This window comes from Sinorhizobium arboris LMG 14919 (assembly GCF_000427465.1).
GTDB lineage: Bacteria > Pseudomonadota > Alphaproteobacteria > Rhizobiales > Rhizobiaceae > Sinorhizobium > Sinorhizobium arboris.
The window spans coordinates 820315-829551 of sequence record NZ_ATYB01000014.1 but is presented as its reverse complement, the minus strand read 5'-3'; the positions used below and the strand labels follow the sequence as shown (position 1 = coordinate 829551).

1 protein-coding gene (only partly in view) is annotated in these 9237 nt (G+C 64.8%); it reads right to left on the bottom strand.

Annotated elements, in window-relative coordinates:
• Positions 1-9228: the 5' portion of a tandem-95 repeat protein gene (locus SINAR_RS0115040; RefSeq protein WP_441004998.1), read on the bottom strand. 3558 nt of this gene lie to the left of the window's left edge; the window shows 9228 of its 12786 coding nt (coding positions 1-9228); it begins with the start codon at positions 9226-9228; the stop codon falls past the left edge of the window.
• Between the last annotated feature and the right edge of the window lie 9 nt (positions 9229-9237).

Below are 9237 nucleotides of genomic sequence, written 5' to 3'. Positions count from 1 at the left end.
GTCTGTGGCCGTAAAGGTCAGCGTCCGGTCGCCGGCGGTCGGGTCTTCGGTCGTGCTTTGATAGGTGATCGCCCGCAGCAGCGCGGTCACGTCCTCGCCCGGCATCGGGACCGCGGCGCCCGAAACATTGGTGAAGGCAAGGCCGGTTGCCGGGTCGTAGCGGTAGGCGAAGGTCGTGTCGCCGAAGGTGACGGTGCCGCTGCCCGCGACGCCGACGGTGACACTGTCCGCGGCACCGATTCCGATCACCTCCGCCGGGCCGTCGGCGAAGCCGCCGAGGGTCACGTCGAGCCTGACGATCTCGTCCTCGGCGTCGAAGGCCGCCGCATCGCCGTCGGCAATGGCAACGGGCGCATCGCCCTCCGTGAAGATCGCGGCATGGCCGAGCCCGGCTCCGGACGCGTCGAGATCGACCACCGGCGGATCATTCACCGCCGTCACGGTTACCGTTACCGAACCGGTGCTGTAGCCGCCCTGCCCGTCGGTGACGCGATAGGTGATGGTGTCGGTACCGTAGAAGTCGGGATCGGGCACGTAGTGCAAGGTGCCGTCGGCATTGATCGTCACCGTTCCGTTGCCCGCCGCGGGCGGCACCATGGTGTCGACGGACAGGACGTCGCCGTCCGGATCGGTGTCGTTGCCAATCACCGCAATGTCGACGGGCGTATCCTCTGATGTGGTCGCCGCATCGTTTTCCGCGGTCGGCGCCGGGTTGGTCACCGTGAAGGTGAACTCAGCCGAGACCTGGCCGCCCTGACCGTCATCGGCGGTTATGGTTACGGTATAGGGACTCATCGTCGAGGCGTTGCTGGCGATCGTGCCCGTGATCTCCCCGGTCGCGGCGTCGATCGACAGACCGGCCGGAAGCCCCGTAGCGCTGAAGGTCAGCGTATCGCTCTCGACATCCTGGAAATATTCCGACATGTCCAGCGGCTCGGCATCGAGCGATGCACCATCGGCCTTCGTCACGTCGGGCAGCCCGTCCGCATCCACGGTCGGAGCGTCATTGACGCCTGTGACGATGACCGTGAGCGTCGCCGTGTCCGTATGGCTGTCGGAATCCGCCAAGGTGTAGGTGATGGTCGTGCTGCGGCTTTCGCCGGCCTGGAGATCTTCGAAGGCGCCGTCGGGCGTGAAGCTGTAGCTGCCGTCTGAATTGACCACGAACGTGCCGCCGTTCGAACCGGTCACGGTCGCAGGGCTCCCGGGCGACACCGGCGAACCCATGACGGCGGACACGCGGATCGGGTCGCCGTCGGGATCGCTGTCGTTGTCCAGCAGTCCGTCGGTCGCGGCGACGGCCGTGGTGGTTGAATCCTCCGCAACCGATCCGGCGCCCGGCAGCGTGTCGTTGACAGCCGTCGGCGGCAGATTGGAGATCGTCCATGTAAACGTCTGTCTGACCACGCCGCCCTGGCCGTCATCGGCCGCGACCGTGACCGTATAGACACCGTCGCCGTTCGGTCCGCCCTGGCTGGCATTGCTTGCGACGGTGCCGCTGACGACCCCGGTGTCGGCGTCGATCGAAAGACCGGGCGGCAGCTGCGTAATAACGGCAAACTTCAGATCGTCGCCGTCGACGTCGCTGAAATAGACCGAAAGATCGACCGCCTCGGTCCCGGTCTTCACCTGGCCGTCATTGTCCACCTCATCCGAGATGTCCTCGCCGGTCGGCTCGTCGTTGACCGCATTGACCGTGATGGTGACCTGGGCGGTGGAAACACCCCCGTTTCCGTCGGCGATCGTGTAGGTGATCGTGTCCGTGCCGTTGAAATTGGCGGCCGGCGCGTAGCTCAGCGTTCCGTCCGCGTTGATGCTCACCGTGCCGAAGCCGGCCGTGGCCGAGGTCACGCTCAGCGAATCGCCGTCCGGATCGGTGTCGTTCTGCAAGACGTTGATGGTGATGCGCTTGAGCGCCTCCTGATACTGCGCCCTAGTGAAGCTGCCGGACAGCGTGACGACGGTGTCCGTGCGCGTCCAGGCTATCCCGTTCGAAAGCGTTCCCGATGCGGCGGCCGAGCCGTCGACCAGCAGCCGGTCGCCGGCCTGCGGGTTCGCCAGCGTGACGGTGGCGCCCGTCATGTTGGCGCTGTCGGCATCGGTGATGGTGACGTCCGCATCCGCGATCGCAACGCCGGCGCCGTCCTCCGTATAGTTCACCGTATAGTCAAGGCCAGCCGCGCCCGAGGAGTTGTTGGCGTCGAGATCTATGACCGGCGTGGCGACATTGTCACGATAGTCGAGATCCCGCCCGCGCGGCGCAGCATCGGAGCCATCGGCGGCGGTGTCGTTGTCCGTATCGGCGAGATTGAATGTAGTGCCCGTCAGGTTCTCGTCATTGACGTCGTAGCCGTCTTTGACGTTCGCGCCCTCGAAGATGTCGAGCAGCCCGTCGCCGTCGCTGTCGGCCGTCGAGGTGACCGAAGTCGGCTTACCGTCGTCCCGCTCGGCGATATCGGCGATACCGTCGGCGTCGCTGTCGGCGTCGAGGTAGTCCGGGGTGCCGTCGCCGTCGGTGTCGACCGGCGTCAGCCCAGCGCTCGCGGAAACCGACGTATCGGCGGTGTCGGCGTCATAGACGTCGTCGAGACCGTCATTGTCGGCATCGGCCATCGCAGCGCCTTGGCCGCTCGGAAGGATGTAGCTTTCGGTCGCCTGCGCTTCGACGTTGTCGGTGATGCCGTCATTGTCAGAATCGATATCCTGATGATCATAAAGACCGTCGCCGTCTCTGTCGCGCTGAACAAGCGCAACATTGCGCAGCGCAAGGCCTATTTCTCGAACCTGCGTCTCGTTACCCGGCTGCGGCCCGTAGGTATAGCTACTACCGGCGACAACAGCAAAGGAGGCAACCCCAGAGTAAGTCTGGCTCAGCGCGTAGTAATCCGGGTTGGTATCCTGATAGTGATCCGTGCGAAGATCCCTGAGAGACTCGCGGCCGAGTTCGTTACCGTCTGCATCGAAAAGTATCAGGGTGACGTCACGCAATCCGTCTCCCTCGCCAGCGCCGTCGACGGGCGATACGTCGTTAGCGATTACGAATGTGTCGACCGTTAACCCTCCCGAAGGCAAGCCTGCCGCCCCATCGAATCTTAGAGTGAAATCGGGATAGTCCGCCTCTTCCCCAGATGGATCGATCCTTAAGGAGGAATCAAAATCCCCGTCGTTCAACGCCGGGAGAGAACCTACTGTAACTTGCGCTCCGCTGAGAACGGGGATGGCCCAATTTCCCGGCCCCAAATAATCCGCTGGCTCGTATACAGTGTATTCCAAGGTGTCGAGTATCCCGTCATTGTCGTCGTCGATATCGCCGGCGTTGGCAGTACCGTCGCCGTCACTGTCGAGGGGCGTAAAGGTGGCCGCGGCCTCATTGGACGCCGTCGGCGAGGCGGCCGAGACGGCGCTCACGACGATGCTGCGCTGGGCGACCGTGCCGGACGTGCTCTCGAAGCGGACACTGCCCAGCGCCGTCTGGTAGTTGGCGAGCGTCGCGTCGCCGGTGAGTGTCAGCGTCAGGCTGTTGTCCGCGCTGTCGAAGCTGGAACTGGCGGTGATGCCCGGCACGGAAGCCGCCAGGTACAGGCGGTCGGCGGCGGTGGCGTTCAACAGCCTGATCGTCATCGACGTGAGATTGTCGTTCTCCGGATCGGTGACGGAGACGAGCTTGCCGATGGGAACCGGACCCTGGTCGTATGTGGCGGCATAGCCGGATCCGAACGTGGTGGTGTCGAGGTCGATGCGCGGCGCATCCGCCACCGCGGTCACGGTGACGGTGACGTCGGCGGTCTCGGTCAGGCCACCGGACGTGACGGTGTAGGTGAAAGCGGGATTGGGAGTACTGCCGTTATAGTCCGCCTTAGGCGTGAAGCGCAGTTTCTGCCGTCCCGCCTCCTCGATCAGCGTCACCGTGCCGCTGGCGACGGCAACCGAACCGTTCAGGCCGATCGCCGTCCCGTTGACGGCGGTGATCGTCCGGCCGGCATTCTCGAAGCTGTCGTTGGCAAGGACGTCGATCGTGACCGCGGTGTCCTCGTTCGTCGTCGCATTGTCGTTGGCGATGTCGGCCACCGCCGTCACCGCGATCGCCACCGTGTCGCTGTCCGAAAGCGTCCCGTCCGAAGTCATGATCGTCAGCTGCGCCGAGCCGTTGTAGTCGGCCGTCGGCGTGTAGGACGCCCCGTTCAGCGCCGCGTTGATCTCAGCCGCCGTACCGCTGAAGGTCATCGTCTGGTCGGCCGTGCCGTCGCCGGATGTGAAGCTGAGGCCGGCCGTGCCCGACAGCGTCAGCGTGCCGTTGGTGACACCAAGCATCACCGTCAGCGTGCCGCCGTCCGCGTCATTGACCGTGATGGCATTGCCGTTGGCCGCGCTGAAGGTCAGCGTCGCATCTTCTGCCGTCGTCTGTGCCCCCGGGACCGTGTTGACCGGCGCGTCGTTGACCGCCGTCACCGTGATCGTCGTCGTGGCGGCAGCGGACGTGTTCGTTCCGTCATTGACCGTCACCTTCACCTGCCGCGGCTGCGTCGAGGGTGTCTGGCTGGTGCTCCTGAAGGTGATGCGCTTGAGCGCCTCCTGATACTGCGCCCTAGTGAAGCTGCCGGACAGCGTGACGACGGTGTCCGTGCGCGTCCAGGCTATCCCGTTCGAAAGCGTTCCCGATGCGGCGGCCGAGCCGTCGACCAGCAGCCGGTCGCCGGCCTGCGGGTTCGCCAGCGTGACGGTGGCGCCCGTCATGTTGGCGCTGTCGGCATCGGTGATGGTGACGTCCGCATCCGCGATCGCAACGCCGGCGCCGTCCTCCGTATAGGTCACCGTGTAATCCAGACCGGCCGCACCCGAGGAGTTGTCGCCGTCGAGGTCGACGACCGGGATGACGACATTGTCACGATAGTCGAGATCCCGCCCGCGCGGCGCAGCATCGGAGCCATCGGCGGCGGTGTCGTTGTCCGTATCGGCGAGATTGAATGTAGTGCCCGTCAGGTTCTCGTCATTGACGTCGTAGCCGTCATTGGCGTCCGAACCCTCGAAGATGTCCAGCAGCCCGTCGCGGTCGCTATCGGTCGTCGAGGTGATCGAAGTCGGCTTGCCGTCGTCCCGCTCGGCGATATCGGCCGTGCCGTCGCCGTCGCTGTCGGCGTCGAGGAAGTCCGGGGTGCCGTCGCCGTCGGTATCGACCGGCGTCAGGCCGACGCTCGCGGAAACCGCGGTATTGGCGCTATCGGCGTCGTAAACCTCGTCGAGGCCGTCATCGTCGGCATCGGCCATCGCGGCACCCTGGCCGCTCGGGAGGATGTAGCCCCTGGTCGCCTGCGCCTCGACGTTGTCGGTGATGCCGTCATTGTCGGAATCGAGGTCGAGGCGGCTAACGATGCCGTCGCCGTCGGCATCTCTCGCAACCTTGAGATCCGCGACCTTGTACACCCGGACATCATCCAGACCAAGATATCTGGCCTCACCTGTCCCCCCAATCGATACGACGATGGTCGGCGCCGTCGACGTCGCGAGGAAAGTGATCGTCGATTCAGACCAGTGCTTTGCTACGTTCCCTTCGTAGGTAAGCGTGTCGCCGTCATATGCGACGCCATCGATGGTGAAGATAAAGTTTGCTTGTGTACCCGGCTCAGTGACACCATTGACGCCGCCGAATATCTGCTTGAAGGAAATCTGAACTTCGTCGCCGACTTGTATGCCGGCAGACGCCGGAATTTGCTTCGATATCGCTTCGGCGGTGAAGCCGTTGTACAGGGCGATGAAAACCTCCCCCTCAGCGGCGCCGGGAACGCCGTTCATCGCTCCGCCCCAGTAGTCGGTCCCCTCGAGCGAGAAACTCCCCTTCCAGCTGTCCGCCGATCCGTAATAACTAGTCCAGCCCGAACCGTTGATGTTCGAATTCAGACTTCCGGTGTTGGTGTTCTCCGTCCAGGCGACATCTTTGGCGCCCTCCATCGACCCGTCGATAAGCGATGGCACCGGAACCCTGTTCTCGATGACGTCCAGAATGCCGTCGTTATCGTCGTCGAGATCGCCGGCATTGGCCGTTCCGTCGCCGTCACTGTCGAGGGGCGTAAAGGTGGCTGCGGCCTCATTGGACGCCGTCGGCGAGGCGGCCGAGACGGCGCTCACGACGATGCTGCGCTGGGCGACCGTGCCGGACGTGCTCTCGAAGCGGACACTGCCCAGCGCCGTCTGGTAGTTGGCGAGCGTCGCGTTGCCGGTGAGTGTCAGCGTCAGGCTGTTGTCCGCGCTATCGAAGCTGGAACTGGCGGTGATGCCCGGCACGGAAGCCGCCAGGTACAGGCGGTCGGCGGCGGTGGCGTTCAACAGCCTGATCGTCATCGACGTGAGATTGTCGTTCTCCGGATCGGTGACGGAGACGAGCTTGCCGATGGGAGCCGGACCCTGGTCGTATGTGGCGGCATAGCCGGATCCGGACGTGGTGGTGTCGAGGTCGATGCGCGGCGTATCCCCCACCGCGGTCACGGTGACGGTGACGTTGGCGGTCTCGGTCAGGCCGCCGGACGTGACGGTGTAGGTGAAAGCGGGATTGGGAGTACTGCCGTTATAGTCCGCCTTAGGCGTGAAGCGCAGTTTCTGCCGTCCCGCCTCCTCGATCAGCGTCACCGTGCCGCTGGCGACGGCAACCGAACCGTTCAGGCCGATCGCCGTCCCGTTGACGGCCGTGATGGTTCGGCCCGTATTCTCGAAGCTGTCATTGGCCAGCACGTCGATGACTATGCCCATGTCTTCCGGCGTGGTCACGCTGTCGGCGGTGGCATCGGTGATCGGATATACCGTCTGCTTGACGGTATCGGTCGCCGTGGAGAAGGCGGTCGAGCCGCCGGTGCCGTTCGCCGCGACGTTGAAATAGGCGCCGTTCGTACCCTGCGTCTGGTCCCAGGCGCGGATCGTCAGCACATCGTCGATCGTGCCGTTATAGTCGCCAGCGGGCTGGAAATAGACACGCGTCGTGCTGGCGTTCGACAGGAGAAGCGCATTGCTCTCGGAGACGGTACCGATCTGCTGCCAGGTCTGCCCGTTGTCGATCGTGTACCAGAGTTTTCCGTGACTGGTATTGGCGCCGACGACGGCGATCCCCCGCAACACCGTCCCCTCATAGGCGTTCTCGGTCACCCAGCCGTTACTGTTGATGTAGAAGGCGCCTTCCGTGACGCCTTGCCCGACAGCGCCGCTGGGGCCTCCGAACGGCGTATTCGAATTGTTGTCCTCGTAGAGCGCATTCATCTCGCGCGCCTGATCGACGAGCACAGGCGCGTCGTTCACCGCCGCGATCGTAACGGCGACGGTGTCGGTGGCGGTCGAAAAGGCGCTCGTGCCGCCGTTCGTGGCGGTCGTGACCTTGCCGCCGGCCGTCCCGCTGGTCTGGTCCCAGGCGCGGAACGTCAGCGCCGAGGTACCGCCGCTGCCGTTGTAATCGGCCGTTGTGGCCTGGAAATAGAGCCGCGTCTGCGGGTTGTCGGCCAGAAGCAGCGCGCTGGCGTTCGAAACCGTGCCCACCTGCTGCCAGGTGGTCCCGCCGTTGGTGGTGTACCACCACACGCCGTTGCTGGGCGCATTCCCGGTAATGGCGATACCCTTCTTCGCGCCGGAATCCACATCCGTGATCCCGCCGGTATAGGCCGACACCAGCGACCCCACCGCACCCGTCGGGGAGGGATCGTCCTCCTGGGCCGTGTAGGTCAGAACCCTATCGCCCAGAACCGGCGCATCGTTGGCACGCGCCACCGCAAGCGTCGTGACCGCGGCGCCCGAACTGTTCGTCCCGTCATTGACGGTAACGTCGATGGTGCGCGGCGTGGTGGAAGGGTCTTCGGACGTCGAGCGATACTGCACGAGATCCAGCGCCGCCTCGTAATTTGCAAGGCTGGCACTGCCGCTGAGCGTCAGCGTTCCGGCATTGGCTCCCGTGCTTGCGTAGCTCGCGGTAATTCCGCTCGGCAGGGTGCCGCTGGTGAAAAGCTCGTCGCCAGCCTGAAAATTGGCGATCTTCACCGTCGCCGAAGCGAGCGTCGTCGCATCGCTGTCCCGGATCACGAGATCGGGATTGACGACGCCGACGCCCGTACCGTTCTCCGTATAGCTGGCGGTGTAGTCCGCGCTGCGGACCTCCCGGAGCGACACGCCGTCGACGATCAGCCCGACACCGTCGGTGTTCGCGGCTTTGATGCCGCTGGTGCTGCCGTCCGAGGTTATACGCAGGACGGTAGAGGTCGAAGTCGCTTCGAAACGGACCGTGTAGAGCTTCCAGCTGCCGTCCGTCGTGAAATTCAGAACGGCGTTGCCGTTCACCGACAGAATACCCCTGTCGCCGGTGTTGTGGGTAGTCCGGGTGATGGCATAGACCGAATATTCATAGGTCTTGCCGACTTCGGTGGCGACGGTCGTCTCCACATAGGTTGAGTCTACGGCCCCCTCCACTTCCGCCACATAGCCGCCATCGGGCGAAGCTGCGACACCGTAGGAGGAAATTGGATTCACCTCGAAGAGGCCGCTTTCCGCCGTCCACCCAGCCCTGTCGCGAGCCGTCGTGCCGAAGGACCCGTTGCTCACGAGGTTCGGCCCGAACGTCGAGAGACTGGGCGGCGCAAGCAGATGGTCCCAGCCTTCGGGCGAAAGCGCCGCCGCCTCGATCGTCCCGGTCTCGGCCTCCAGAACCCAGTCGCCGCCGAATTCGGCCGCGCCGGTATCGTCGGTCGAGGCCGCGATGTCGGCGCCGGTGAGCGCCGCAAGCGCCTGGGTCGCGCGCGCGCCTTCCGCACCGTCGGCAAAATCGCATCCGTAGATCAGGATGTCGGCATTTTCCGAGAGCGATGCGCCGATGGCCTCGAACTCGTCGGCATATTCGCCGGTAATGGTGGCATAGTCGACCTCGCCCGACCCCAGCATCAGGTTCCCGGCGCCGCCATGCGACAGGATGTGGACGGCATCGACATTCTCCCGGCCCGCCAGCGCCTCGGCGATCTGGGCGACGCCGTCCCGCTCCGCGTCGATCATCACGATCTCGTAGTCGCCGCCGATCTCGGCAAGGAGCTTTTCCGGATGCTCGACGCGGCTGTCGATGAACACGATCTGCGTCGGAGGATCGAGGGACGCTTCGCCCTGCGGAGCGTCGGCCGCGCGGTCGACGAGTGCGTCCACGAGCGCGACGTAACCGCCGGCGTCCGCCGCACTATCCGCATCGGCGCCGGAGTCGGCCGCCGCGTCGGCCATGTCCCCGCC